19 protein-coding genes are annotated in these 25,890 nt (G+C 40.2%); 7 read left to right on the top strand and 12 right to left on the bottom strand.

Translation table 11 applies throughout. The features are described 5' to 3' along the window. Positions 1-443: 443 nt before the first annotated feature. Positions 444-1,181 carry a SprT family zinc-dependent metalloprotease gene (locus tag FXV91_RS16350; protein ID WP_229391746.1) on the top strand — a complete coding sequence of 246 codons (738 nt, stop codon included), beginning with the start codon at positions 444-446 and terminating at the stop codon, positions 1,179-1,181. Between the two features lie 261 nt (positions 1,182-1,442). Beyond that, positions 1,443-1,787: a SoxR reducing system RseC family protein gene (locus FXV91_RS16345; protein ID WP_229391745.1), complete on the top strand. Its 345-nt coding sequence runs from the start codon at positions 1,443-1,445 to the stop codon at positions 1,785-1,787. A gap of 431 nt (positions 1,788-2,218) precedes the next feature. Here the strand turns inward: FXV91_RS16345 and FXV91_RS16340 are convergent, their stop codons facing one another. From FXV91_RS16340 to FXV91_RS16330, 3 genes are all read right to left on the bottom strand, one after another. Beyond that, positions 2,219-2,668, bottom strand: a complete 450-nt coding sequence (locus FXV91_RS16340) for a hypothetical protein (protein WP_229391744.1) — start codon at positions 2,666-2,668, stop codon at positions 2,219-2,221. Positions 2,669-3,389: 721 nt separating this feature from the next. Next, positions 3,390-3,671, bottom strand: coding sequence for a hypothetical protein (locus FXV91_RS16335; protein WP_229391743.1), 282 nt, complete (start codon positions 3,669-3,671; stop codon positions 3,390-3,392). Positions 3,672-4,288: 617 nt separating this feature from the next. After that, positions 4,289-6,688, bottom strand: coding sequence for a hypothetical protein (locus FXV91_RS16330; protein ID WP_229391742.1), 2,400 nt, complete (start codon positions 6,686-6,688; stop codon positions 4,289-4,291). A 1,140-nt stretch (positions 6,689-7,828) separates the two neighbouring features. On the opposite strand from FXV91_RS16330, the gene FXV91_RS16325 reads away from it, so the two are divergent. Beyond that, positions 7,829-8,071, top strand: a complete 243-nt coding sequence (locus FXV91_RS16325) for a hypothetical protein (protein ID WP_229391741.1) — start codon at positions 7,829-7,831, stop codon at positions 8,069-8,071. Beyond that, positions 8,071-8,346, top strand: coding sequence for a type II toxin-antitoxin system RelE/ParE family toxin (locus FXV91_RS16320; RefSeq protein WP_229391740.1), 276 nt, complete (start codon positions 8,071-8,073; stop codon positions 8,344-8,346). Before FXV91_RS16325 ends, FXV91_RS16320 begins: the two co-directional genes overlap by 1 nt. A 330-nt stretch (positions 8,347-8,676) precedes the next feature. Here the strand turns inward: FXV91_RS16320 and FXV91_RS16315 are convergent, their stop codons facing one another. Next, entirely contained in the window at positions 8,677-8,889 is a 213-nt protein-coding gene (locus FXV91_RS16315; RefSeq protein WP_229391739.1) for a nucleotidyltransferase domain-containing protein, read from the bottom strand. 886 nt (positions 8,890-9,775) lie between these two features. After that, positions 9,776-11,017: an ATP-binding protein gene (locus FXV91_RS16310; protein WP_229391738.1), complete on the bottom strand. Its 1,242-nt coding sequence runs from the start codon at positions 11,015-11,017 to the stop codon at positions 9,776-9,778. 859 nt (positions 11,018-11,876) lie between these two features. Between FXV91_RS16310 and FXV91_RS16305 the strand changes: the two genes are divergently transcribed. Further along, the gene (locus FXV91_RS16305) at positions 11,877-12,917 is read left to right on the top strand and encodes a Fic family protein (RefSeq protein WP_229391737.1); all 1,041 of its coding nucleotides are present in this window, start codon (positions 11,877-11,879) and stop codon (positions 12,915-12,917) included. Positions 12,918-13,201: 284 nt separating this feature from the next. Here the strand turns inward: FXV91_RS16305 and FXV91_RS16300 are convergent, their stop codons facing one another. Beyond that, a complete protein-coding gene (locus FXV91_RS16300; protein WP_229391736.1) occupies positions 13,202-13,807 on the bottom strand; it encodes a hypothetical protein in 606 nt (201 codons plus the stop codon). Between the two features lie 1,037 nt (positions 13,808-14,844). Between FXV91_RS16300 and FXV91_RS16295 the strand changes: the two genes are divergently transcribed. After that, a complete protein-coding gene (locus tag FXV91_RS16295) occupies positions 14,845-15,153 on the top strand; it encodes a nucleotidyltransferase family protein (RefSeq protein WP_229391735.1) in 309 nt (102 codons plus the stop codon). Beyond that, positions 15,150-15,506, top strand: a complete 357-nt coding sequence (locus tag FXV91_RS16290) for a DUF86 domain-containing protein (RefSeq protein ID WP_229391734.1) — start codon at positions 15,150-15,152, stop codon at positions 15,504-15,506. The genes FXV91_RS16295 and FXV91_RS16290 overlap by 4 nt, the downstream gene beginning before the upstream one ends. Positions 15,507-15,805: 299 nt before the next feature. On the opposite strand, the gene FXV91_RS16285 is transcribed toward FXV91_RS16290, so the two are convergent. The 6 genes from FXV91_RS16285 to FXV91_RS16260 all read right to left on the bottom strand — a co-directional run bounded on the left by FXV91_RS16285 (position 15,806) and on the right by FXV91_RS16260 (position 25,853). After that, on the bottom strand, positions 15,806-17,422 hold the full coding sequence (locus FXV91_RS16285) for a restriction endonuclease subunit S (RefSeq protein WP_229391733.1): 1,617 nt from the start codon (positions 17,420-17,422) through the stop codon (positions 15,806-15,808). Positions 17,423-17,539: 117 nt separating this feature from the next. Then, on the bottom strand, positions 17,540-18,205 hold the full coding sequence (locus FXV91_RS16280; protein ID WP_229391732.1) for a hypothetical protein: 666 nt from the start codon (positions 18,203-18,205) through the stop codon (positions 17,540-17,542). A gap of 26 nt (positions 18,206-18,231) precedes the next feature. Next, complete coding sequence (locus tag FXV91_RS16275) at positions 18,232-19,677, bottom strand: class I SAM-dependent DNA methyltransferase (protein WP_229391731.1); 1,446 nt, start codon at positions 19,675-19,677, stop codon at positions 18,232-18,234. Positions 19,678-19,938: 261 nt separating this feature from the next. Next, the gene (locus FXV91_RS16270) at positions 19,939-22,257 is read right to left on the bottom strand and encodes a DEAD/DEAH box helicase family protein (protein ID WP_229391730.1); all 2,319 of its coding nucleotides are present in this window, start codon (positions 22,255-22,257) and stop codon (positions 19,939-19,941) included. 1,712 nt (positions 22,258-23,969) lie between these two features. Continuing rightward, the gene (locus tag FXV91_RS16265; RefSeq protein WP_229391729.1) at positions 23,970-25,412 is read right to left on the bottom strand and encodes an NAD(P)/FAD-dependent oxidoreductase; all 1,443 of its coding nucleotides are present in this window, start codon (positions 25,410-25,412) and stop codon (positions 23,970-23,972) included. A 303-nt stretch (positions 25,413-25,715) separates the two neighbouring features. Continuing rightward, positions 25,716-25,853 carry a hypothetical protein gene (locus tag FXV91_RS16260; protein WP_229391728.1) on the bottom strand — a complete coding sequence of 46 codons (138 nt, stop codon included), beginning with the start codon at positions 25,851-25,853 and terminating at the stop codon, positions 25,716-25,718. Between the last annotated feature and the right edge of the window lie 37 nt (positions 25,854-25,890).

Raw genomic sequence — 25,890 nt, 5'->3', positions numbered from 1 at the left:
TTCAAAAGAAAAGAAAAAAGTAAAAAAGGAAGAAATAAAAAGAAATCCGAAAGAATAAAAAGACGTGAAAAAGCGATAGAAAAAGAATATTTTTCATGCAGTATTCATAATCTAATACTGAAATTCCCTGGTTAATCTTAACTAAAAGATGACCCACTGAAGACCCGGAAAGAAGCGAAAAAGATGTCCCAGCATTTATTAATTAGTCCTCTTGAGCTAAGCAAAGCGGAGCGAAAAGGATGCGTACTCCCAAGGCGCAATTCGGGCGAGGTGCAATTTGAAAAGTAAAAGCTTTAATTTTATAAGTTAGTCTGCTTGAACGAGCGAAGCGAGTGAAACAGACCTCGTGCTGTTGCACTTGCAGTGCAACTCGCAGGAAATCTCTGATTTCCTGTGATCCCGAAGCGAAACTCGGGAAGCGAAACGGGTGTGAGGAACCATCTATGAGAAAAAACGATAATATCAAAGCTTGCGGCAGGACAATAGAATACGAAATTGTCTACAGCAAAAAGAGGAGAAAAGCAGCGATCTTAGTCCGCCCGGACCTTAAAGTGGAGTTCCGAGCCCCTCATGGTCTTAGCCGTGAGGCTATCAGGGACATGGTACAGAAGAAAGCTGGCTGGGTACGGGAAAAGCTTGATTGGTTTGAGGCAAACAGGCTGCCCAATCAGGAGAAGCGGTATAATGACGGTGAAATGTACCTCTATCTGGGCAGAGAATATCCCATAAAAATAACTCATGTGGACGGAATTAAAAAACCCTCTGCCTCCTTCAGCGGTTCGGAACTTACTGTTCTTATTCCTGGAATGAGATCTGAAGAACTGGAGCCAGCACTCGTAAAGGAGGCGGTCTGGAGTTTTTACAGAGACTGTGCCGAGCCAGAGGTTGGCAAGCTCCTGAAAGCTTATTCGGAGAAACTGGGGGTAGCGCCTCCGGATTTTAAGGTAAAGCATCAGAAAAAGCGCTGGGGAAGCTGCTCTGCAGATAATATTCTCAGGATAAATTTTCAGCTTGTAATGGCTCCGCCCGAACAGCTTGAATATGTAGTTGTGCATGAACTCTGTCATGTAAAGGAAAAAAACCATTCTGCCAGTTTCTGGAAACTGGTAGGGGAACTTATGCCCGGCTATGAGGTACACAGGAAGCGCCTGAAAAAAGATGGCTGGAGGTATGTACTTTAAAACCGTATTTGAAACTCAGGCAAACTAAATTTATAAAAAATCAGTTTACTCTTTTTTTAAATGATAGTCCGCCAATTGCACTATATAACTGTTGAACCGGAATTAGAGATAACTTATACAGGAATTATTTTTTCGATCATACAGGCAATTTTGAGTTCTGCAGAAGATCATCCTAACATTAGCTTTTAATTCTAGAAAGGTATATTATTTTTAAAGAAGTGAAAAACCTGAATTAAACAATAAAATATTTTGGAATGGGGGATGTTCCTGGAAAATAAATCAAGTTACTCATACAGTAGTAATTCTGGAAATAATTCTGGAAATAATTCTGGAAATAATTCTGGAAATGCTACTTCAAATGGTTACAATCCATATACAGGAAAATATATCAATGATATTTTCTCTAAATTTCTGAATCAGGGGATTGAAGAGCTATCGCTCTATCTTCTGAGTATATTATTTATGATGTCGGGATTTTTACTGTTTATATATGGGCTTTTTATAGGGCAACTTTACCAGTTTGTTATGGGTTTTGTTTTTCTGATTCTCGGTTTTATATTAGACAATGTAAGAGATCATATACGGTTGGAAAAAGAAAAGTTATAGAGAAAGACCACCAGTGATATTGAATAGAAAAGTGCTCAAGCAAATTGGAATCAAAGTTGCGCTGGCGCACCCCGCTGCAAGCAACGGGGTATGTTCGCGCCACCGCTCCAAATTCCGTTAAAGGAGATAATATCCCTAAACAATTTAGTTTGAGCAGAAGTTAACAACCAAAAAATGGGATTGATAAATCATATTATCATTAACGGTTACCGGGGAAGTTTTCCATCCCCGCAGCAAGCTAGCGGGGTATTCGACTGAAATAAAGAGCAAGTCCTTGCAATCACTCTGGCTTTTTTCGTTTTTGATTCAAAGGTTCGTACAGAGGTATGAGCTGGCAGGCTCTAATGGATGAGCTGGTACGGTCCGGTAAATTGAGCTGGCAGGTTCTGATAAAAGCGATTATCTTTCTGCTGTGAACCAACTCTTAATAATCAGCCGGCATGAGTGCTACGGCTAATTGTTTCTTCACTTTCATTAATGTCCTCATAACCGCACAGTGTACATTTATAATATCTTCTGGTTGTCCTCTTATTTCCAATCTCTTTTATATCGGGCTTCTTAAACTCTACAACTGTGCTTAGACCGCTGCATTTACTACACTCAATACCTTTCAGATAAACTGCGGGCAGCATTTCTCCTTTATCTGCAAAAATATTCTCAGGTCCTTCCCTTGTATCCACATTCCCGCAGTATCTGCACTTCCAGTGTCTTGTAACTGTTAAAGTATAGCCACTGAAGTTACTTGTTTCCTTCATAACTGGCTCGCCTACTTCTTCACAGGCAAGCTTATTCCCACACTTTTCGCAAAAAGTATCCTTATGGTATTCGAGCACCTTTTGCATGCATAGAGAAATAATGAGTGGAATCAGGGATGCTACCATACCCACGATATATAACCAGTCTGCGGTTTCACTATTCAGGAAATTAATTGTTGTGACGAAAGCTCCTGTTATACAGAGAAGTAAGAAAATTTTGCTTATTATTCCGAGAATTTTTTCATTAAAAGTATTTATTAAAATGACAGAAACGCTCTCAAAACTGTGTTTTTTAAACCCAACTGTGCCAGTAAATATATAAATATCAGGGGGTTGTCCGCAGCTAGTTTTTTTACTATATTTCTTTTCTAACAGATAGGTTTCGAGATTGCCGAACTCAGATTGATTGTACAATTCAAAAGCGCCTTCTTTTCTTCATTAGTCTTTCTATCCTCTTTTAATTATTACTGTATGTTCACCAGTCGACAATACTTCTTCAATTGTTAAAAGAATTGCGATTTTAATCGGTGACAAACTTCTATTTAAGATGTTTGATTTAGCGCCCTTGATAGCGTATTTAAAAATGAAATAAGTCTTTCGCTCGTGAGGATATTATGCTGGATTATGCGGGGTTTACTATTCCGGAAAGACCCGAACTCCACCCGGTAAAAAGCTTCACTGACACTTTTAAAAAACGTGATTAAATCTACTTATTTTATATATCATGAGGTAGACTAGAATTCTGGGCATCTGGAAAGGTCATTAAAGACTTGTTTTTTAACTCTTTTTAATAACCCCCCCATACCCCCCAACTCCCCAATATCCGGATGCCCAATCCCCATATTACCTATATTTTGACAACTCTTTTTTCCCTTGTTGACAATCCGTTTTCCCCTGAGTTTCGCTTCCCGAGTTTCACTGCCCGAGTTTCGCTACCCGGTTTCGCTTCGGGATCACAGGAAATCAGAGATTTCCTGCGAGTTGCACTGCAAGTGCAACAGCACGGTGTCCTTTTCGCTTCGCTCAAGAGGACTAAATTAAAGATATTACTGCGCAAAACACTCTTTTTCATCTTTATTTTTACTTCCCGAATTGCGCCTCGCCCGAATTGCGTCTCGGGAGTACGCATCCTTTTCGCTCCGCTTTGCTTAGCTCAAGAGGACTAATTTTTACAAAATTATAGCTTTTATTTTCGGCTCTTCGCTGTTTTGTGTGGGTTGAAGATTATTGCTTAGTTAGAAAGTAGCCAGGCTACAAACAGAAACATCAATCTTGAATGTGATTTTCAACAACAAATATTTCTAAATTTTAGATCTGCTACTTCAACATTTAGGAAACGAATGTAAGTTACCCACTCGAAACAGCGAAGAGCCTTATTTTCTTAATTGCGCCTAGGAATTACAGTAAAGGAGATTGTTTGGGAGCGAAATGTACTCGCAACTTAAGGGTTTGTAGTGCCGGACTGTTGTTTCTGCATTATTTTATTAAAAGAATTAAAAATTTATTTCAAACCGGGGTTTCTATCCCAGTGTTGTAAATTCCTTCCTGAATATTCTAAAGGTGGCTTCTTTCATGTGATTTTTGGTAGATTTTGATGTGCTTGAGGAAGTTAGCTGGTTTTTAAGGTTGTTGCAAAAGAATCATCCATTTTACAGGTCAGGACTTTTTTCTGCTTTTCCCTTTCCTTTATGATTAAGATGTGCAAACCATTTCTCTATTGCTGAAGTATATCACTTAATATCCGTTTTATTTAATTTCCGTGCATGATTGCTTTTTTTGAGCTAAGAGTTTATAGAATTCGTCTATGCTTTTAATATGTAGCTCAAGCTGGTCCTTAGGCGGTAAATAAGCCGTTTCCCATGAGTTTTTTTCATGGAGTACACTCATTTCTACTATTGCTTGCATTGAACGAACTCCGTGCATATATTCTGGCACATTAATTAGAGCATTTAATATCCCGCAGCTAACACGTGCATTATTTTCCCTGATAACTTTTGGAGCGTTTTCTTCAATTAAGGAGCGTAACTGGATTGCCCTTCGGATTATATAGGTTTCATCCTTTTCATTTACCCGGTTGAGTCCGAGAATATTTACATATCCTCGAAGTCTGCTCAGGAAATCAGGACATTTATTTGAGATTTTTCTGCGTGGGTCTATTCCCGGATAGGACTTGCTCTGTATATTTGAGTAGCTACAAAATTCATAGAAATCTTTGAGCCTGTTGTAAGTACTTCCAGCAAAAACAAATATCGATTTCCCAATGGGATGCATGGTCTCAAAGTCCAGAAATTCCCCATCCTGCATTGGTACTAAAAAGTATTTTATCCAGCCCAGCTCTTCGTTCTCAAGCTTGGAATCAAACTCATCAAAAAATACTAATGGAATTTTTCCTTTTAAGGAAATATCTCTCACTCTGTGAAAAGCATTTGTTAAATCCTTTGTAGATGTAAACTGTGAAATATTGAATGCCACTTTCACAATTCTTCCACTGTCAATACTTTCTGCTATCTGGGTTATTCCAAATGACTTTCCGGAACCTGGAGATCCGAATACTGCAATGGACAGTGGCTTCAGATTTTCTTCAGAATGTATATACTCTTCCATTACATTTTTTATACTTCTGAAGCTTTCTATTTCTGCTCTATCTACAGTAATTAGTTTTCCAAATTTACCCACAGGGAAGTCTTTAATGCTGGATAACCCTTTTTTAACTATTATGAAAGCAAGCTGTTCCACGTAAGTAGAATCCTTTTCAACGGAGGCTTTACCGGATTCTTCTTTTGTATTTTCTTTAAGAATCGTCCAGAAGTGTGAATTTGATTGATTTGGGTCTGAGTGCTCAGCTATCTCTTCAATTGATGGCAGCAGGACATCTGCCATGTAACCGGCAGGTGATTTTGAAGATATTTTTTGGGATAATTTGTATTTAGATGAGTTATCCTGATCTAAAGCACACCCCCCACTTGCTTTCTTTTCACCTGCTTTCTTATTTGTGCTTAGACAGGCATATTCTAAGAAATCTGGCTTCCCATTACTATCGCCGTAACCGTATATTAAAGACTCTCGAGACTTAACTAAGCCTTCTTTTAAACCTTCTTCCAGGCCTTCTTTAATAGCGCTTTCTACGCAGGCTTGTTGATTACTCCCTTTTTGAGAATCATTTTGATTTTGATTTTGATTTTTATTTTTATTTTGATTTTTATTTTGATTTTCTTGATATTCAGTTTTCTTTTCCTTAAATTTAGAAATTAAACATGAAGACAGATTAGCAACAAAAACCAGGTTTGTAGCTCTCATGTCTCCAAATCTTTTAGAATTCCAGAATTCCCCTTCTCCTGATACAGGATCAAAGTATAATTTTGATCTATCTGTTTTTCCTCTGTAATGAATGGCACCTTCATACTTAAAACGAATAATTACATTGTTCAGTTCTTTTATTTCTGCAAGGTCCTCTTTATGGCAAATTTCCCATAAAAATTCTATAGCGCTTTTTTCCCATGAAACTGAACGGCTTATATTCGTACCGATTTTCCTCAGGTCATCTGCATTCATTATTAAGATTAATTTTTCTTTGTGATATCTGAGGACATGCTTCCAGAGATCTCCTTTGAACAGGGGAGGATACATATTATATATCACAACTGGTTTTCGGTCACCTTTCAACGCTTCTGGCCATGCCTCTTTTTCAAAACGAAAACCTTTCCCCGCATCATAAATTATAACGATGTCTGCGTCCTGCCGGTCTTCGAGTATTTCCAGGGAAGCTGGATGCTGCTTGTTATCGACCGAAGCTATATGCCCCAAATAATTTTTAACTCTATATACTTTGACCTCTTCTTTTGTATCACTGGAAGAGAACGGAGGAAATAAATCCAGGTATACGTTTGTGTGCAGAACTTCACTGAGGCTCTTTCTAATTAGATCCTCACAGCTCTGAGACGCCAATGAGTAAGGTGATTCCTCTGTTCTAATCCGGAGAATATCCCTCAACCACTCTGCTAAGAGAGTAGCTCCACCCAGCTGCGGGTTTGTATCAATACCCTCGTACAGCTTCCAGTTTGTATCTTCCTTGCTTGAGTATGAAGGTCTCGGCCAGTAATACCAGTCTACACTCACATCCCCCGCAACAACAATTTTAACAGTCATACAGCTCCCCCTGATGCAATACCCCTAATGCAATTATACAGTTACACTACACTGAATATAATATTTATTCTCAAAAAATTATATGTCAGAGGTCGAGGGAATAATATTCCGGAATTGTACCAGTAGAATTTGATTCCCAAGTTCCGCCTCCCGAGTTCCGCCTCCCGAGTTTCGCTTCGGGAGCACGAGGTCCTTTTCGCTCCACTTCGTTTCGCTCAAGAGGACTAATTCATAAGTTATAGCAGTGAGCTTAGCTCAAGAGGACTATTTTTTAGATTAAACAGTCCGCCCGCAAATCACATAGGATTGCCTTGATAGCACTTTGTGAATAAACGATTAAACTTTAATTATATATACCATGGAGTCCACTAAGATACTGGGCATCTGGAAAGGTCGTTAAAGACTTGTTTTTTAACTCTTTTTAATAACCCCCCATACCCCCCAACTCCCCAAAATCCAGATGCCCATTCCCCATATTACAGATATCTTATCATTCTCTTTTTCCATTCCCTTTTTCCCTAGTTTTACTTCCCGAAAAGAATGAAAATACGGTCAAGAAACTGAGTAGTGACCGTTCAATGAAGGAATATGGGCAGATAGGACTGGGCAGCCGTCAGATAAAAGCTATCGGATATCTTAAAGAATGGACAGATCACAAATAAAGAGTATCGGAAACTCTGTAAAGTAAGCGCTTCTACGGCAAAAAGTGACCTTCAGAATTTAGGAGATAAAAGTCCTCAAACAAATAGGTGAAAAAGGACAGAATATCCATTATGTACTTAATTTTTGATCTTAAACATGTGAAGACTGGAAACCCATTCATGACCCGTTCATGGCTCGTTCATGGCTCGTTCATGGCTCGTTCATGGCTCGTTCATGGCTCGTTCATGACCCATGCCTGAAGGAGGAAATTTCATTCTCCTCATTCAATTTTAATGAAATTAATTCATACAGCCATTTCTTCTGGTTACTTTTTAAAAAGTCAGTGCAGACAGGGAGCTTGAAAAAGAATGAGTGACTGAACAGGATCTTGATATTGAATACGATTTTTTGGGAAAAATCCTGAGTACTATACTGCTTTTTACTATACTTCTTTTTCCGGCAAACTTTCATATCCTATAATATCCTATAGGATGCTATATGGCAGCTACAACGACAATCTGTCTTGACCCAAAAGTTAAGGAGATGCTCAAAAGCTTGAAAAGGCATCCCGAGGAGTCCTACAACTCTGTTGTCGAGAGGCTTGTGAATACGGCAGTCGACTCCGAGCCTCTCAGCGAAGAAACCATAAAGAAAATTGAGAAGGGATTAAAAGACATTAAAGAAGGCAGGTACTATACTGAAGAAGAGGTTGCAGCTGAACTCGGGATCAGGGACGATTAATGTATTCGGTTATCTATACCTCCTCAGCTTTAAAAGATCTTAAAAAACTGCCGCCTGAGGTCGCAAAAAAGCTATTTCTTGCTGTAGGAGAAATCAAAGAAAATCCTTACTCTCATATTAAGAAGCTTAAAACAGCATCTGATTCCCCTATTTATTCTTTGAGGGTTGGCGAATATAGAGTTTTAATGACCATAGAGAACGACCAGCTTGTTATTTTTGTCATTGAAGCAGGCCATGAAGCAGGCCACCGGAGCAAAATTTACAGAAAATATTGAAATTGGTGGCCCACTGGTGACCTATTGGCGATCCGTTAATTGGCCCGTTCATAACCTATTCATAACCTGTTCCGTTTTAATGAACTTAGTTCATACAGTCGTTTTTTGATTAAGTGATAAGATCCGGAGCAACATAGTTAGCTTATTTAATGGAGCTTGTCCCGCGCGCATTGAGGCTTGTCCTTAATATCAGAGAAGTAAAAAATGAGTTTTAAGGTGCCAATGTGACAGTTTTTTAGGAGATAGAAAACTCACTGAATTCGATGTGCAAAAAATCTTTCTTTTTTCTTTGCTTTTTCGGACTGGCCCGAGCTTTGGCTAGGTGGAAATTCATTCAGAGATCACTCTTGCCTCTTTTTTAATTCCGTTTATCAAATAGGGACTGATCGATTTTTCAGTTAACAGATCAAACTTAATCCCCAGGTAATCCGAAAGTTCCAGTTCAATGTTCACAAGGGTCAGCAGGCTTTTTCGATCAGCAGACTCAACCAGGACATCAATACCACTCTCTGGCTGCTCTTCGCCCCCTAACGTAAGACCCAAAAACTGAGACTCTGGTTGCCCCGTATTTTTTCAGAAAAGATGAGATTTTGCGAAACAGCTCTTCCCTTTCTTCCGCAGTTTGCATGGCGGCATATCACGTTTTTTTCAATTTAAAGCTTCCCGCCCGAGTTTCGCTGCCCGAGTTGCGCTTCCCGAGTTGCGCTTCGGGAGCACGAGGTCTGTTTCACTCGCTTCGCTCGCTCAAGCAGACTAATTTATAAAATCATAGCTTTTACTTTCTGAGTTTCGCTTCGGGACCACAGGAAATTGGAGATTTCCTGGGAGTTGCACTGCAAGTGCAACAGCACGGTGTCCTTTTTGCTTCGCTCAAGAGGACTAACTTACAAGATAAAATGGTGAACTTCACTAATGAGAGTCGAAAAACTAAGTTATAAAGTCTCTGACCCATTCAACGTCATTAGCTTTACCAAACCGTTATTGTCACGCTCGACGAAGGAGAGCGGTAGTCCCAGAAAGAAGAAAAGAAAAAATTGGTACTTACCTGTTTTTTAAAAGCAGAAAGATTTACTGAACTTTGTCTCTAAAAAGCCTTTTTTTCTTTTGTGATCTTTTGAACTTGCTCATGCCTTCTTTTAGTGAAAGAATAAATTTTTGATGTTCCATTTTTAAATCGGAAAAATTCGCTGAGTTCTGTCTTTAAGAAGCCCGTTATTTTTGTTTTTATGCATTTTCGGACAGGCCCGAGCTACGCTCGGTGAAAGACACATTAAAGATGCTGAATATAGTTTTTCAGGAGAGATTTATAACTCGTTTTTTACATTTCAGGTCGCAGTCCTCTTCAACAAATACCCTGACAACTGTTTCCATAAGTATCACATAATCTTCTCGATATTTTTAAGTTTTGATTTTCAGGGTATCGATGGTGTTATTCCATAAGCCATGTTATTATCGGCTTTATGTGTATTACCCTGCCTTCCAGATTTATTGTTTTTTCCGTGTCTTTTGTAATTATGTATCCTTCTTTCAGGTTGTGCTTTTCCATTGCTTCTTTAAGACCTTCGATTTCTCTTTTTTCTGTTTTGAGGTCTGCGATTGAAGCCGTTACCTGGATTGCCTTTATTATTTTTTCTTTTTCCTTGACCAGAAAATCACATTCTTTTTTGTCTTCATGGTAATATATTTCCTGGAAACGTCTTTTCAGTTCAAGGAATACGATATTTTCAAGCAAAGGCCCTGTATTTTCAGAGAACATGAACGAGACCGCGTTTACGAGGCCTGTATCTATTGAATAAACCTTTCTTGGGCTCATGATCTGTTTTTTTAAGGAGGGGGCGTATTTTTTCAGGGTAAAGAAGAGATATGCTTCTTCCAAAAATTCAATATAATTTTTTACTTTTGAGGTGTTGCTGAATCCCAGGAGATTTTTCAGGTTATTGTAGCTCATTTTTCTAGAAATATTGGAAAGCAGATACATTGAAAGATCCCGAAAGTCCTTTGAGTCCCTTATCTGCAGCCTTACAAGCAGGTCTTTTATCAAAATGTCCTGATAGATCTCCATGAGTTCTTTTTCATTTCTTGATTTTATGATTTCCGGAAATCCTCCGTATTTCACGTAATCCTCAAAATATCCGGAAAGGGATGCTTTTTCTTTTGTTGTGTAAGTGTCTTTTGTCTCAAATTTCCGGTACAGCAGGTATTCTTTAAAACTGAAGGGAAAGAGCTCATACTTCAGGTTTCTTCCGGTGATGCTTGTTGCAATCTCTGAGCTCAGAAGATTTGAGCTTGAACCGGTAACGAATATTTTGTACCCTTCCGTAAACAGCCTCCTGACAAATTTTTCCCACCCAGAAATGTTCTGGATTTCGTCAAAATATAATGTGTTTGTTTTGGGGTCAAGCTCTAGGAATATCTCAAGCAGGGTATTGAAGTCTTTTGCTGTAAATTCAAGGAACCTTTCGTCCTCAAAGTTTGCATAAGCGTGATTTTTGAAGTCTCCAGAGATCTCTTTTAGCAGAGTGGATTTTCCACACCTTCTTATGCCTGTTATCACAATGATTTTCTGGCTCTGAAGGAGGTATTCAGGAACAGTCCTTTTTACAATATCTTCTTCTCTCTCGAAGAGTCCCCTTTGTTCAAGGATTGTCTGCTTGATTATTGTTTTTTCCATGCTTTAATTTAGGTACCAAGAACTTATGTATTTTGCTATGATACAAATTAATGACAAAATATATTTTAATAAATTATACTTTTGATGAAATGTATATTTTAGTAAAATATACTAGTCACACTTATTTTCACAAATTTTGGTTATATGATATAGGAGCCGGGGTAACAAAATTAGCGTATTTAACGGAGCTCGTTACGCACGCAGTGCGGCTTTCCTGTAATACCAGAAAAGCAAAAAAGAGTTTCAAAGTGCCAGTGTGTAGGTTTTTCGATAAAAAACAAGTTCATTCGCTTCTGTATGTAAAAAATCCTTTTATTTTATCTTTGTGTTTTTTCGGACCGACCCAAGCTAGCGCTCGGTGAAAAACAAGTTCAAGATAGCGAATGTGGTTTTAGGGTAGAGTTTCACACCCCGAATCGCGCCTCGGGAGTACGCGGTCCTTTTCGCTACGCTCAAGAGGACTTTTTAGAAGGAGTTTTCATAACTTCTTTTATATATTTCGACGTCAGCCCCCTCTAACAACCCTCTAACAACCCCCTAACAACCCCCTAACAAACCCCTGACAACCGTTTCCATAAGTTTCTCACTATCTTCCCGCGCTTTTCTAAGTTTAAATTTGAACTCATCACATAAACCCATGAGCTGCTCAATTTCCCGAGTTCCGCTTCGGTATCAAGGTGTCCTTTTCGCTTGGCTCAAGAGGACTAATTTTTGGCAGATATATAACTCCATATTTATTTTTTGGTGGCTGCCTATTCTGATAAACTTCAGAATTCCCTGGATTTTGGAATAAACATCGCTAAGTTAATAATGAAAGGAATAGCTCTTTTAATAGGGACAAAAAATCGGATAACTGGTCATGTTTCAGCCTAATTTTAAATACACAAATAAAATCGTGCGTTTGCTTGCAAGAATCCAGGCTGCCAGGGAGATTATTATGAATAGTTCTCTCATTCCGGCATGGGAGAAAGAGCTCCAGCGAGAAGCTCTTATAAAGCAAACTCACCACACAACAAGTATAGAAGGAAACCAGCTTACTCTTGAAGAAGTGAGCCTGCTCATTGAAGGAAAAGACATTCTTGCAGGCGAGAAGGATAAAAAAGAAGTTCAGAACTATGTTGAAGTGCTTGAATATATAGACAGCCTGGAAGAAAGCAATGCAATTGCCGAAGAGATCCTCCTTGAAATCCACAGGCTGACGGTAAAAGATATCCTGCCAGCCACTTCTGCAGGAAATTACCGCAAAGTCAGGGTAGTTGTCGGAAATCCAAAAACCGGCAAGATTACCTATTCCCCACCGGGACCTGAAGAAGTACCTTTCCTGACCAGATCCCTTCTGGAATGGTTAAACAGTGAAGAAGCTTTAGACCTCTTGCCTGCTGTACAGACCGGAATAGCCCATTACGAAATTGCCCGAATCCATCCTTTCCTTGACGGCAACGGCAGGACTGCAAGAGCTCTTTCTACACTTATTCTGACAAAAAGAGGTTTTGATACGAAGAAATTCTTCGCCCTTGAAGAATACTACAATGAAGACCGTCAGGCTTACTATTCAGCGCTTGCAGATGCCGATGCAAAAGAAGGAGAACTTACGGGATGGCTCGAATATTTCCTTTTTGGCATTGCGGTAGAAATCTCAAGAGTAGAAAATACAGTTAAAAAACTAAGCAGTGACCGTTCAATGAAAGAAAAATTTGGGCAGATAGGGTTGAGCAGACGTCAGATAAAAGCTGTTGAATATATCAAAGAAAAGGGGAAAATCACGAATAAAGAGTATCAAGAACTTTGCGAAGTAAGTGCTTCTACAGCAAAACGAGATCTTCAGGATATGGCAGATAAAAAAGCTCTCAAACAAATCGGTGAAAAAGGTCAGAGTATCCATTATGTACTTAATTTTTGATCTTAAATACCAGGATTCATGACTCATTCATGACCCATTCTTGGTTTTTGTGCTTTTTTGGACCTTCCTGAACCTTTTTCTCGTGGAAAAAATAGCCATTCAAGAGACGAAAAACTAAGTTATAATATTTCTGACTGTACAACCATACTCACTTTACCGAACCTTTCTTGTCACGCTCGACGCAGGAGAGCGGCCTTTCCTATAAAGAAGAAAAAAGAAAAAAATGGCATTTGCCTTGTTGTATCCTGACTTTACTCGTATTCGATTTCAGAAGATAGAAGTTTTCATGAACCTATATCTACATATGCTATATTTTCTGTTTTAATTTTGAGCTCTATGTTTCCACAGTACCTGCACTTATAATATCTGGTTGTTGTCCTTATGGAATCTTTAATTTTTATATCTTCTTTTCTGAACTCTTCATAAGCATTTCTGCATTTGCATTTATTGCATCTTGGGTGCATTCCCAGTATTTTTTCCGATGAGTCATTAGTACTAGCTTTTGAAGTATAGAATCCCTCTGAACCTTCTTCAATACTTTCGTGCCCGCAGTATTTGCATTTTTGAAACCTTTTTATCAGTATCTGATAATCCTGAGGAGTACTTATTTCCCTAACTTCTGGCTTTCTGGTTTCTGCGTAAGCCAGGTTTCTTCCGCATTTTTTACATCTTTTTTCTTCCAGATAGCTCATAACAGAATCATCATCTAAAGAGCCAAATTTTTCCATCTCATAAAATCCGTAAATTACAATTACCAATGCCAGAGCTGGATATTTTTCTAAAATTAATAACCCTGCTAATATTGCCAGCATACCTCTTGGAAAAAGACTTTTCCAGCCCCCCTCATCAATGCGAAAACCTTTTTCACACAATTTCTGCGCGTTTTTCATGACTGACTTGCTGTACTTCTTGAATTCTCCTTCATACTTGAGAACCGCAATATCTTTTTCGAGGTCAAGCTCATAGTGAATTCTCAGGGGAGATTTTTTGCTCCCTTAACTAACTTCACCGAAAACCCTACCTGATCTATATGGGAAATTAAGTGCTTTTTGAGTTGTCCGGCTATCGGGATTAAGTCTGCCAGATTTGATTTCATATTTCTTGTTCCCGAGATTCGAGTCCAGATTTTTGGCTTTTCCAGAAGTGTATCTTGATATCAAGTTCTTCATTCTCTTAAAGTAACAATTTCCCTCTTTTAAAAATATGATAAACCCCGTCAACAAAAACCCATGTTATAGTATGCAAGCCAAACTAATAACTTTTTTGATTAAAACTGTTTATTCATTTGAGATCTATTAAGCTGCATATTAATATATATTTTCAGAAATTAGTCTCAAAGTGCTTTGATTAAAAGTGCTTTTTCTGGATGTTAGTGAATATTGTACTTTTTCAGACTAGCCTGAGCTATTGCTAAGTGGAAAGACAATTTAATCCAGATAAATTATTTTCATTTAGAACCACCCGCGCGTAGCTCGGTGAAAATACACGTTAAGGACAGTGAATATGGTCTTTCAGGTCTGATTCATAGCTTATTTTTTATTTTTCAGGCAGCAACCCCACTAACCTAACTTTTTCAATGAGGCTGAAAAATTGAAATAAAATTTAATTTACTTCAATTGAATAGCCGCTGCCTGGATTGGGATACGCTTATCCATTTCTGTTTTTTCGGCGGCTGCACCTTCTAACAAACCCTTCACAACAGTTTCCATAAGTTTCTCGTTATCTTCCCGCGCCTTCTAAGTTTTGATCCGAGCTCATCACACAAATTCGTGAGCTAATTTACTTCTCAACGATGTCTTTCTGTAGATTCATTTGTTAAAAAGGCAAACTGGAGAAAGTGACAAATAGATACTACGCATATTCTCTTTAGCGATAAATTCACGTTTCACCACATTTATGTGGAGATGTTTGGAGGACTCCATAGCTAATGCCTTCTCAAGAGCTAAAAGACGCAGAATATTTTATTAAAATATTAAGGCAACATCTGCCTGAGTTAAGAGAGAAATATAGTGTAAACTATCTCGGGATTTTTGGCTCTTATATTCGCGGGGAGCAAAACAGAGATAGTGACCTCGATATTCTGGTACAATTTGATAAGAAGCCCGGCTTCTTTAAGTATATAGAACTTGAGGACTATCTGAGCGACCTTTTAGGAGTGAAGGTTGACCTGGTAATGAAGAGTGCGCTTAAACCCAATATAGGAAAAAGGATCCTTAATGAGGTTGAAGCCCTATGAAAGCCGAAGATCGAGACCCTGTGGACTTTTTAAGGGACATCCTTGACTCAGTCGACAAAATTGGGAGTTTTATTGAAGGATTGGATTTCGATGAATTCGCTGAAGACGACAAAACCGTATACGCTGTGATCAGAGCTCTTGAAATCATGGGCGAAGCAACAAAGAATCTACCAGAATCCTTGAAAAAGAACCATCCTGAAGTCCCATGGAGAAAAATGACTGGAACCCGTGATAAAGTAATTCACGGTTATTTCGGGGTTGACCTCGAAGTTGTCTGGAGTACGGTAAATGAGGATATACCTTCTGTGAAACCATTAATTGAGAAAATTCTCGGTGAAATGGAAAATTGTTAATTTCGCAGCCAAGTTTGAAAACTTTTGGTTAAGAGCCAAAGCAACATCATTAGTGTCTTTAACGGAGCTTGTCACGCACGAAGTGCGGCTTTCCCGTAATATAAGAAAAGAAAAAAAATGGGTTTTAAAGTGCCATTATGACAGTTTTTTATGAGATGAAAACTCATGAATTCTGTGTGTGAAAAATCATTTCATTGCTTTTTTTGCTTTTTAGGACTGGCCCGAGCTGGCGCTCGGTGAAAATACAGGTCCGAGATAGTGAATATGGTTTTTCCGGGAAGATTTTCACAACTCTTTTTTTATATTTCGGCGACGGCTCCCTCTAACAAACCCCTAACAACCATTTCCATAAGTTTCTCGCTATCTTCCCGAGACTTCCTTAGTTTTGCTTCAAGTTCATCACACAAACCCATGAGCTGCTCTACTTTTTCAACGATGCGTTTTTGTTCATTGAGGGGCGGGAGAGGAACAGGCATATTGTATATTACTTCTCTGGAGATGTTCTTCATTGAACTACTTGTTCCAGACGCTTCTTTTGCATAATAAAAACGTGCAGTTTGGCTATTGTTGAATAGGTTATAAAATTTGTGAGATGCAAAACTGGAAAAAAATAACCTTAATACCTTGTCACTTATCATTAATTTTGGAGTTGTCTCCTCAACAATTACGCTTTTCCCTACAAGTTCTGATGTATTCGCTCTGGACATGAGAAAATCATTTGGTTTTACTTCATATTCCGGTCTTGGATTTAGATTCGATGGGAGTGCTTTGTTTTCGGAGGGATTGAATACATTCCATGAAACCGCACTTATTTTTAAAACGCCCCATTCTTCGCCTTCTTTAGGTCTTTTTTCGCACATTGGACTCCATCCGGCTTCTATGTGTGGAGCAATGTTCCCAAAGCGAATCCATAACCATCCATTAGGAATATTATATGGAATTTCCTCGACATCAACAGCCTGTGAATTTTTTGCTTTTTGAATTTTCCCCTCATTAAGTAGCTTCTTTTTCTCCATCTCAATTTTTTCGATCAAAACACTCGCCGGCTCATCCTCAGGATTCTGCTCCACAAGTTTCCCCTGAACCGCAAGCTGAAGAATCGCCTGCTTTAGTTTTCCAACATTTTCAGGGTTGTCGTAGAGAAGATCAAAATTTTCACAGATGCGCTGCCAGTATTGTTCGAATTCTTCCTGATTTTCTGCGCTGAGCATTCTGTCAAGGGCAGCGCTGTTGAGTTTGCTCTGGAGTTCCTGTTTTTTCTGGCGGCGGGCTTCGAGTTTGTCGCAGAGAACCATCAGTTCATCGACTTTGGAAACGATGCGTTTTTGTTCGGTGAGGGGTGGAAGAGGTAAAAGCGACTTTCTTGCATCCTCAGTTCCCAGTCTAGGCATTTTAGTTCCATATGTCTTTGAATTAATATATTCAAGGAAATCTGGTCTCTTGAGTGTGTACATTAAATAATAGGGATCGATATCAGTATAGATGCTCAAAGGCACGATTTCTGTAGTACAATAGCCATCTTCATCGGCAACAACTACTTTATTGAGGTAAGGTCTAAGTTTGCCATAAAGAACATTTCCTTTTTTAAACTCTGCTTTTGTACTCTTTGATTTTTTATCTTTGAAATGCGCGCGATTGAGAATTTTAGACGTATTTTTTTCAATATCTTCAAGATCAAGAATCCATGCATCATCAGGCAAGTCTCCTGATGATATTTTTTGCGCTCCGTTATAATTGATCACTTCTCCAAGTCTTACCCATTCCCAACTTTGAGGTATTCCAAATGGTGTCTCTTTATTTTCAATTAAGGGAAGGGGATTCTCTTTTATGGATAATTTTCTTTTTTCCGCTTTGATTTTCTCAAGCAAAACCGATGCCAGTTCATCATTAGGGTCCTGCGGTACAAGTTTTCCCATAACCGCAAGCTGAAGAATTAATTCCCTCAGCTTTTCGATACTGTTTGGGGCTTCACACAAAAGGTCGAGATTTTCAAAAAAGGTTTCCAGGTTCATTTTTAAGCCTATTGTTGGTTTTTAGACAACTGAGAAGAATTTTACTGCAAAATCGCAGAACTGGATGATCACGTCTCTATCAAGTTCGAATTCTTCTCTGTTGCCGAGATAATTTCTGGAGGTTGGAGTAATTGCATCTCCTGCTTTGAGTTCTTCGTAGGTTATGCATTTGATATGCTTTTTTGAAACGACAACGAAGTAACAGTTTTCATAGGGGTAGTCTTTGGCAAGGTCTTCAAAGGTGAAAACTTCACCTTTTCTGAATTTTACTTCTATGAAGAAAACCTCTCCATTTTTGTTGTTCTGGATTACAAAATCGGGCATCCTGCGGATATTTGTGGCAACGTCGCTTCGGACACCTCGGAGAAGCTTCATAATGCCGGGAACTGTGTTTTCCATGCCGTATCTGAAGACTGAATAATCGAGGTAGAGGAATAATTCTTCGATAAGAGTTTCAGCAATTCTTCCTTTTATCATGCTTTCCACAAAATTGCTGTCCCTCTTGGTAAAATTAATCGATTGCTCTTCACTTGATGAAGAAGACGAAGCTTTTGGAGCTTCCGGTTGTTGATGATTGGTAGCTTCCTTCTGATGCTGCCTGCATAGAGCTTGTCCGTACTTGTTCATTGAATAATCGAATTCTTCATCCTTTATACCTGATTTACAAACAGAACAAAAATATCCCATATCTAAACCTCACTCTTTGATAAAGTTTAGTTATGGTTGAAAGCATTTATAAGTTCTTCCTTAAGTTCCGTCCTTATATTAGATATTTCGTCAAGCAGGGCTCTGTACTTTCCCAGCAGTTCTTCAGGGTCGCCTTGATCGTTTTCAACGGTGTTGGGGTTTTTGATGTCGAGGTTGTAGTTGCTGGCGATTATGTCTTCTACTTTGACTTTCCAGGCATTTTCGCTTTCTTCACGGTTGTTCCACCATGCTTTTTCTGAAGCGAACTCTTCTATGCGCATGGGTTTGGTTTTGGAGTAGGACTTGTAGCCGGCGGGATAAGGATGTTCGTAGTACCAGACTTCTTTTGTGGGTTCGCCTTTAGTGAAGAAAAGGAGATTTGTCTTTATGCCGGTGTAAGGGCTGAAAACGCCGTTCGGAAGGCGGACAATTGTGTGCAGGTTGCATTCCTGAAGGAGTTTTTCTTTGATGCGGGTCTTTGCGCCTTCCCCGAAAAGGGTGCCGTCAGGTAGGACTATTGCGCAGCGGCCTCCGTCTTTTAAAATGTGCGTTATCAGGACTAAGAAGAGGTCAGCAGTCTCGCGGGTCTGGAAGTTTGCCGGGAAATTTGTCTCTATGCCATCTTCTTCCACGCCTCCGAAAGGTGGATTTGTAACAATTACGTCTACGCGGTCTTTTGGGGTGTAGTCCCGCAGCGGGCGGGCGAGAGTGTTGTCATGGCGGATGCGGGAAGGGACTTCTATGCCGTGAAGAAGCATGTTGGTTATGCAGAGCAGGTGGGGGAGCTGTTTTTTCTCAACGCCTGAGATGGGTTCCTGCAAAATGCGGTGGTCGTCTACGGAATTCACGTATTTTTCGCGGATGTGTTCTATTGTACTTGTCAGAAAGCCGCCTGTCCCGCAGGCAGGGTCAAGGACTTTTTCGCCAAGCCTGGGATCAACCATGTCCACCATAAACTGGGTGACTGCGCGGGGTGTGTAAAACTCGCCTGCGTTGCCTGCGCTTTGCAGGTCTTTTAAGATTTTTTCGTAGATTGAGCCGAAGGTGTGCAGGTCGCTGGAAGTCGTGAAGTCGATCTCGTTTATCTTATTTATGATCTGGCGGATCAGGGTCCCGTTTTTCATGTAATTGTACGAGTCTTCAAAGACGTCCCTGACAACAAAACCCCTGGGGTCGGCGTTTTCGTCAAAGGAGAGGTTCTTCAGGGTTTTGAAGAGCTTTTCGTTGATAAAATCGAGCAGGGAGTCTCCGGTAATCCCTTCCGGGTCTTTCGCCCAGTTCCTCCAGCGAAGCTCTTCCGGGATAGGGGAGACATAGTTTTCATCTTCAAGTTCGTACTCTTCTTCCCTTGCATCGAAGATCTTCAGGAACAGCATCCAGCCAAGCTGGCTTATGCGCTGGGCGTCTCCGTCAACGCCTGCGTCTTTCCGCATGATATCCTGAATCGTTTTGACTGTAGTATCCAGAGACATGTTTTTCCTTTCCCGCAATTGAGTTGTGATTTTGATAATTCGGTAATTGTAATTTTGATGATTTGGTAATTCTGGTTCAGGTTATTTTGCTAACCCGATTCGAATTTCGACGATTTTGGTGACAGGTGGTTCTGCTGATTTAAACCATTATAAAAAATAAACTGGGAACACTATTTTGTAATCCCACATAAGTCCTTCGAATCAGGCTTCAGTCTGTCAGGCTTTCAGTGGTCAGGCTTTCAGTGGTCAGGCTTTCAGTGGTCAGGCTTCCAGCAGTGAGGCTTCCAGCAGTGAGGCTTCAAGTGTATAAAGCTGGGACTCGAGCCCCCGGACTGCTGAGAGGTAGCTGTCTTTGCCCCCAAAAAGTTTTACAATCTCAAGGGGCGTCCCTATCCGGTCAAAAGGTTGCACCTTCAGGACGCTCATATTTTCAAGGTTTTCAATCCCATCATCTGCGTACTTGTCAAGCAGAGCATCAAGGACTTCCTGAGCTTGCTCCCCGTACTTGCCGAAATAGTTGCTCTTTTTTACCCTCTCAGCCCGTTCCTTCCTGCTCAGGGGCGGGCGGTCAAAGGCAATGTGGCAGATCAGGTCAAAGGGGTCGAAGTCTTTTCCAATCTCTTCGGCAAGGGCATCAAGCAAAACTCCCCTGTCTTCAAGTTCTGCGAGGATTGCCTGCTTTTTCTCGGCTTCGTTCCAGTGTTTCAAAAAAGAGTCAAGGGACTCAAAGTCTTTGAGCACGGTCTTTCGGGTGTAGTCTTTTAAGGATTCCGTAATCAGTTTACCGTCAGGTCCGTAATACTGCGTGCGTTCGGTAACGACCTCAACATCCACATCGCTTACATAATATTTTTCGGCCCCGCTTTCTCCTCCCTCTCCTCCTTTACCCAGGCCTCCTTCACCTGGATCGTATATCTCCACGGGTTCGCCGTCAAAATCAGGATCAGCAAAAAGCTCGGTGGCTTTTTTGAAGTCCATTATCGTAAAATAGTATTTCCCGTAATCTTCATTGATCCGGGTCCCTCTGCCTATTATCTGCTTGAACTCGGTCATGGACTGGATGCGCTTATCGAGGACGATCAGCTTGCAAGTCTGGGCATCCACGCCGGTGCTCATTAATTTTGAGGTGGTGGCGATCACAGGGTAGCGGCTTTCGGGGCTTATGAAATTGTCAAGCTCGGCTTTCCCTTCAGGGTTGTCTCCCGTAATCCGCATCACATACTTTCGATTTTCTCCTGCAAGATCCGGGTTTTCGTTTACGAGGGCTTCCCTCATCCTTTCTGCGTGGTCTATATTCTCACAAAAAACGATAGTCTTGTCAAAGCGATCGTTGGCTTTCAAAAACTCTGTGACCTTCTTTGCGACCAGTTCAGTCCTTTTTTCAAGCACAAGGTCCCTGTCAAAGTCTTTCTGGTTGTAGATCCTGTCCTCAATTACTGTGCCGTACCTATCTACCTTACCCTTTTCCGGCCTCCAGCCCTGAAGGTCCCTGTCAAGATCAAGGCGGACAACCCTGTAAGGTGCAAGAAACCCGTCTTCAATCCCCTGTTTCAGGGAATATGTGTAGATAGGTTCTCCGAAATAATGGATATTGGAAATGTCCTTTGTCTCTTTCGGGGTTGCGGTCAGCCCTATATGTGTCGCAGAGGAGAAATATTCGAGGATTTCCCTCCATGCAGAATCCTCAGCTGCACTTCCCCTGTGGCACTCATCAATGATTACGAGGTCAAAAAAGTCAGGGGAAAACTGCTTGTAGATGTTCTTCTCCTCTTCGGTCCCAGAAACTGCCTGGTAAAGGGAAAGGTAAATTTCATAGGACTTTTCAGCTTCCCGGTTCTGAATCTTTGTCATGGCATTTCCGAAATGCTTGAAATCGTTTATCCGGGTCTGATCGACCAGAATGTTCCTGTCTGCCAGAAAGAGGATTCTTTTCTTTACCCCTGCTTTCCAGAGGCGCCAGATGATCTGAAAAGCCGTAAGTGTCTTTCCCGTGCCTGTTGCCATAACAAGAAGAATGCGATCCTGACCCTTCGCAATTGCCTCTACTGTGCGGTTAATTGCTATCCTCTGGTAATAGCGTAGAGGTTTCCTGAAATCAGCAAAATAATTCTGAGTTATGATCTTCTGTTTTCCTTCATCAAGCCCTTTCCATTCGCAGTACTTTTGCCACAGGAATTCGGGAGCAGGAAATCTGTCCAGCGGGATTTCCTCTTCCACTTTCCCGAGCGTCCCTGTCCGGTCGTGAAGCAAAAAGGCGTCCCCGTTCGAGCTGAAAGCAAAAGGAATGTCCAGCATCTCGGCATACATAAGTGCCTGCTGCATGCCTTCTCCAACAGTATAGATATTTCTTTTAGCTTCGACTATTGCAAGAGGAATGTTGGGTTTGTAGGAAAGGACATAATCGGCCCTCTTTGGTTTTCCTCTGCTTGCAACCGAGCCTTTGACAATGATTCTGCCTTTGGTGAGATTAACTTCTTCCCGGATCTGGCGTTCGTCCCAGTTAGCCAATTTGATCGCAGGCGTGATAAACTTCGAGCAAATATCCCTTTCACTCAGTTCTTTTTTATCAATGTTTTCCATTTACAGTCATTCGGCAGAATTTACTATCACTTTAGACGGCAAATAATTTTTAGTGTAATTCACTACTCTAACTATTAAATGTCTTGTGTTTTTGAAATTTTGCAGGTATGACATTTATTCAACAAACCGTTTTTCAATACGCTTCGATGGTTTTCTGATTTTGACAATACATTATACTACCAGTATAACACTTAGACCATTAAACCAAAAGTTACAATGATTCACTAATGATTATATCTCAACGTTGTAATTATATGTTAAAAATAATATATACCCGGAATGCATAGTATGAATTGCGTTCTCATCAAATGAACACTCCACTAGCAAACAAACACCTACTCCAAAAAGATCTACCCCAAACTAAAAGATTAAAAAACGAAAAACTCTCAACCCACAAGTCAAATACCTCAAAACTCTTCCCAAACTAAAAATTAAAAAGTTAAATCTTTTAAATTTTTTAGGAACTTCCAGGTTTTTAGGTGGGAACGCAAACTCTTTTAAACAAAATTAAAAATAACCTGAACTAACATAATTTTTAGTAGTTATCCAATCATATCGTGTTAGACGGTAAGTTATTGTAATTCCTGCTTCGACTATTAGATTTATTGTGTTTTAGATTTCCGGTCTTTTTGAAATTCTTGTAGATATACTGCTTTTCAGCATATTTTAGTATTTTTTAGAGAAATTATTCTAATTTTCAGATTTTATTATACCCCCGATATAACATTAGGCTATTAAACCAAAAGTATCCTTATTCACTAATGATTATAGAGTTGTGTTGAGATTATGCGTTAAAAATAATATATACTACAAATACATAGTATGAATTGCGTTCTCATCAAATGAACACCCCACTAGCGAACAAACACCTACTCTAAAAAGATCTACCACACTAAAAAGATTAAAAAACGATAAACTCACAACCCACAAATACCTCAAACCTCTTCCCAAGCTAAAAATTAAAAAGTTAAATCTTTTCAATTCCTTTCGGAACTTTCAGGTTTTTCAGGTGGGAACGCAAACTCTTTTAAAATAACTTTCGTTGTAGTTCACTTCTACTAACTTCTTGTGCTCTACCTGTGCTCTACCTGTGCTCTACCAAGCTTCTTGTACTTTTGAAACTCTTGAAGGTACAATATTTTTTCAGCATTTCCCTGAATATTTTTCAACAGTTTTCGGTATGTTTTATAACAGTTTTTAGGGTATTCCATAGTGATTTCAATGATTTTATAGAGTGTTTATAATTTTTTTTGATTTTATTATACTATGAATATAAACATTGAATCAATAAACTAAAAGATAATATAATTCACTAATGATTATAGAGCTGCGTTGCGATTATTCGTTAAAAATAATATATACCCGGAGTGCATAGTATGAATTGCGTTCTCATCAAATGAACACCCACTAGCGAACAAACACCTACTACAAAAAGATCTACCCCAAACTAAAAGATTAAAAAACGAAAAACTCTCAACCCACAAGTCAGATACCTCAAAACTCTTCCCAAACTAAAAATTAAAAAGTTAAAAATTTAAATCTTTTAAACGCCTTTCGGAACTTCCAGGTTTTTAGGTGGGAACGCACCTCTTTTAAAAAACAAAACTAAAAACAAAAAAGAAAATAATTTTTGAAATTATTTAACCTATTAAGGATTTTTTCAACCGTTAGAGCCTTCAATATTTGTTTTTAGTATTAGTTTGTTTTTAGTATTATTCGGCGTTCTTGATACCTTCTTGAACCTTTTTAAGAATCCCTTCAGCAGCCATGATTCCGGTCGCAGCGGCATTGACTATGTCCCTTGAGAGGCCTGCGCCATCTCCTGCTGCAAAGAGGTTTTTGATGCTGGTCTCCATCTGGCGGTCGACTTTCAGGTGCATGGCGTAGAACTTGACTTCAGGGGCGTATAGCAGGGTCGAGTCTGAGGCAACGCCGGGAATGATCTCATTTAAAGTCTCGAGGCCTTCGATTATATCCATGACTATCCTGTGCGGGAGAGCCATTGAGATATCGCCGGGTGTGACGTCTTTTAATGTGTTTATGACCAGGTTTTTGGCAAGTCGCTCTTTTGTAGAACGGCGTCCGCGCCTGAGATCGCCCATGCGCTGGAGGACAGGCTTTCCTCCGCCTATTGTTGTCGCAAGCTTTGCGATTGAGCGTGCGTATTTGGTTGTGTTTTCCATGGGCTCGGTCAATTCGATATGCACAAGGAATGCGAAATTGGTGTTTTCCGATTCCGTGTTTGCCATCGAATGACCGTTGGTCGCAATAAAATCCTCATACTCTTCTTTTACGACAAAGCCACGCCTGTTGGTGCAGAAAGTCCTGACAAAGTCATCATAGCGACGGCTCTGGATATGGAACTTGGGATCCCTGTTGATTTTCGTTACAGGGTCCATAATAATTGCAGGGACTTCTACCCTGACCCCCAGGTCAATTCCGCCGTAACGGGCTTCTATATCGTGAGTTTCAATCATCTCCGAGACCCAGTTGCAGCCCCTTCTTCCCGGAGACAGGAGCACGTAACGTGCGCGGATGACTCTTCCGCCTGAGAGTATAACTCCTTTGCAAACTCCGCCCTCAATAAGCAGGTCCTGAACTTCGGTCTCTATCAAGAAATCCACGCCTTTGTCAACAAGGTCCTGTTTGAAACGCCCTATGACTGCAGGGGCGTTGTCCGAACCTATATGCCGCTGCTTAATTTCTATAAACCGGGCTCCGACCGAGGCAGCCCTGCGTTTTAGCTCCTCTATTTCCGGGCCTTCGGTAAGGAGGGCGTCCTGAGGCGCTCCGAATTTCAGGAAAACTTTATCAACCCTATTCACCAGCTCCCAGGCTTCTGTCTGGTCTCCTGTCAGGGCTGCAAGGTCTCCACCAATATCAGGCCGCAAGTTCAGGGTCCCGTCAGAAAAAGTCCCGCAGCCCCCGACCCCGCACATGATCTCACACGGAGTGCAGTGCATACAGTAAGTCTGGGTTTTCATAGGACAGAGGCGTTTGTCAATGTCCCTGCCCATATCAATAACAAGAATTTTCAGCTTCCCGGCTGCAAGTTCATAAGCTGCAAACATCCCCGCAGGCCCTGCCCCTATAATTACAATATCATATGCTGAGCTGATCTTTTCTTTCTCAACAGCCTGATTTCCATCACCCATGGGCAACCCCCCTGGAATTTCACTTTAAGCTCCGGAATTTTAAACACCGGATAACCTTAAGCACCGGAGTAACCTGCTAATTTCTTTAAGGTTATCAATATAAACTTATTTCTAATTTCTGTAATCCAAAGTCTTTAACAGACTCCATATTTTCTATTTGTATTTACACCTACCTCCATGCCACATCTGCTTCCACCGAACAGTCTATTCGGCAAAAAGCTTCGGCAAAAAGCCGCGTCATACCTGAATCCCCGTATCAGGACAAAATCTGCGCTGAGCCCCTACTATTGGCGTGCTTTATATTTATATAAAGCCAGTTACCAGTTCATAAATCACTGGATGAAAGGAATTGCAAGCATCATGACCATAAATAGGCAGGTGAACACCATCAGAAAAAACAACTTTTGCAAATAATCCTCCTCCTGTTCCCACTATTTTCATACTTTTTCCCACTATCTAACTATATGGAGTTCTCGGT

The sequence above is a fragment of the Methanosarcina sp. DH2 genome (genome assembly GCF_020804225.1).
In the GTDB taxonomy this organism is placed as follows: domain Archaea; phylum Halobacteriota; class Methanosarcinia; order Methanosarcinales; family Methanosarcinaceae; genus Methanosarcina.
Note: the sequence above shows the minus strand (reverse complement) of the source record. Positions and strands in the feature narration are given on the sequence as shown.